The sequence below is a fragment of the Novosphingobium album (ex Hu et al. 2023) genome (genome assembly GCF_022832385.1).
Lineage (GTDB): Bacteria > Pseudomonadota > Alphaproteobacteria > Sphingomonadales > Sphingomonadaceae > Novosphingobium > Novosphingobium album.
The window spans coordinates 1-2,218 of the sequence record NZ_JALHLE010000034.1; the positions used below are offsets into that span (position 1 = coordinate 1).

Below are 2,218 nucleotides of genomic sequence, written 5' to 3' on the forward strand. Positions count from 1 at the left end.
CCTGCTCACAAATTGGAGCCTCCGGAAAACCCGGGGCGCTTCAGTTCCATGATGGTTTCTCCGTGTGGGAATGTATTTCTGGAGGGGGGTGCTACAAAGACCCCCCTTGGCGATGAACCAACTGCGCGGTGCGTTCCTCGCTGTCGCTGCGGTACGCCTCGCGCAGCAAGGTTATGCTCTGACGGGATCGACGGTGGTCGCTGCCAACCACTCGCGCAGACATGTGGCTGAATAGAGGATTCGACCGCCATGCTTGTGATATCGCGGCCCCACTCCCTCAGCCCGATATCGCGTGAGAGTTCTAGGGCTGCATCTCAGAAATTGAGCGGCCTCTTTGGGCAAAAGGAATTCATGATCGAACGCTGGACGAGCCACGGTGCACTTCCTCCTGGCGCTGCAAGGCATGCTGACCTCGGAGCACCTTTGTTGAGAGATGGAATGCAGGATGTGGCTTTGCTCATTCAGCCACTCGCCGGGGGCTCGCCACTCACTCAATGACTGCTGATCCGCAGATCTCTATGGGTTTCGCTGAACCAATCTCATCGGGCTATCATCAACGAACCGTGGCTTTACCACCGCAGGCAAGTTATTCGGCGTTCTAAAATGCCAACTTATATCCGGAGACCTTCAAGATCCCGCTGCGACAAGAAGACACATCGTTATCGCATCTACAAGCATGAATTTGCGCTTTTGTATCCGGCGGGTCATGAATGGCGCTCAATGGCACTACTTGTCATCTCCAGCCAGACTGAGTGGTGCACTTTGAAGCGTCGGAGCAGCTAACAGGATCGATACGCCTTCTGCTGCTGACCGGAGCGAATCATCGTAAAGATTGGCATATCGTTTAGTCGTTTGCGGGCTGGAGTGACCAAGCAATTCGCCGACGACCAACAGCGATTGTCCTGACGAAGCTAGCAGGCTTGCGAAGGTATGGCGCAGGTCGTGAATGCGGACCTTTTCGAGGCCAGCAACTTCGCAAGCTTTCACCCATGTGCGCCGCACCTCGACCAGCGGCGCACCAAGCCTTCCGGGAAATATATAAGTCCCTACAGGCTCGGCACGCCGCCGGTCGAGAAGCTGGGCAACCGCAGTCGAAAACGGCACGCGATGTTCGCGGCGCTGTTTCGTTTCCGAACTGGGCTTGGTCCAGACGCGATGTTGCAGATCGAATTGACTCCACTTGGCATTGAGTGCTTCGCCCCGGCGACAGCCGGTAAGCAGCATGAACAGCAGCGCGTCAGCGGAAACGCGCTCTGGGTGATCTTCGAGCGCGCGCACCAGCTTGCCGACCTCTTCCCGGCCTAGATACCGTGTCCGCTTCGGCTCGGGGTTCCTGCGCGCGCCGGAGGCAGGGTTGCGGTCGATCCATTCCCAGCGGATCGCGAGGTTGAGCGCCTTGCGCAGAACCTCGATCACGCGGTTTGCGCGGGTAGGGCGCTTGATGCTGATGGCGCGGTGCAGTTCGTCGCAGTCAGCAGAGGTCAGGTCCGCAACCTTGCTTGCGCCCATGGCGGGCAGAATATCTTTGATCCACATCGAGCGATCGTCAGCGGCAGAGCGTGGGGCTTTGGTCGGCAGGTGTTCCAGAGCGTAGCGGTCGAACAGGTCGCGCACGGTCGGAGCGGTGCGGTCGGCGATGCGCTCTTCCAGCGGATCAATCCCGAGATCGATTTGCCGCCGCAGGTGTTCGGCTTGCTTGCGGGCAGCGAGCAGCTTCCAAGTCGGATACTGGCCGATGGTGATGCGCCGCTCGCGTCCCTTGAACCGATAGTTCAGCACGAACGAGCGAACGCCCTTGGCGGTGATGCGCAATCCAAAGCCCGGCAGCTTCGCGTCATAGATGATGCGGTTGCCGGTGATGGGCGGTGCGGCATCGCGCACGGACTGGTCCGAAAGCTTCTCTCGGAATGCTTGTGTCCGCCCTGTGTCCGCGTTCGATTGCGATATGGTTGGCATTGACTGTCTCCAAGAGCGCGCAACTGACCGAGGGAAAATCGCGATATTCAGCCATTTATGCCCGATAATGCCGCATATTCAAGGGGTTCACGAAACACCCGTTCTCAGGCTCATAACCTGAAGGTCGTAGGTTCAAATCCTACCCCCGCAACCAATCCTCTCAAGCACTTAGCAATTCAGTCCTTCACGGAACCCGGCGTTACTCGATCGCTCTCGCGCTGGCGTACGGCCATTGGGATGAAGATTTGCGCTTGATCAAAGC

General features: G+C 58.3%; 2 protein-coding genes, 1 tRNA gene and 1 pseudogene. 2 read left to right on the forward strand and 2 right to left on the reverse strand.

Annotated elements, in window-relative coordinates:
* Positions 1-112 precede the first annotated feature (112 nt).
* The gene (locus tag MTR64_RS21410) at positions 113-235 is read left to right on the forward strand and encodes a hypothetical protein (protein ID WP_268741000.1); all 123 of its coding nucleotides are present in this window, start codon (positions 113-115) and stop codon (positions 233-235) included.
* A 23-nt stretch (positions 236-258) separates the two neighbouring features.
* Here MTR64_RS21410 and MTR64_RS21585 read toward each other — a convergent pair.
* Both MTR64_RS21585 and MTR64_RS17905 read right to left on the reverse strand, forming a co-directional pair.
* Positions 259-405: pseudogene (locus MTR64_RS21585) on the reverse strand (DNA-binding protein); the annotation flags it as partial.
* 321 nt (positions 406-726) lie between these two features.
* Entirely contained in the window at positions 727-1,956 is a 1,230-nt protein-coding gene (locus MTR64_RS17905; protein WP_268741001.1) for a tyrosine-type recombinase/integrase, read from the reverse strand.
* A gap of 71 nt (positions 1,957-2,027) precedes the next feature.
* Between MTR64_RS17905 and MTR64_RS17910 the strand changes: the two genes are divergently transcribed.
* Positions 2,028-2,110 (forward strand) — tRNA-Met (locus tag MTR64_RS17910).
* Positions 2,111-2,218: the final 108 nt, after the last annotated feature.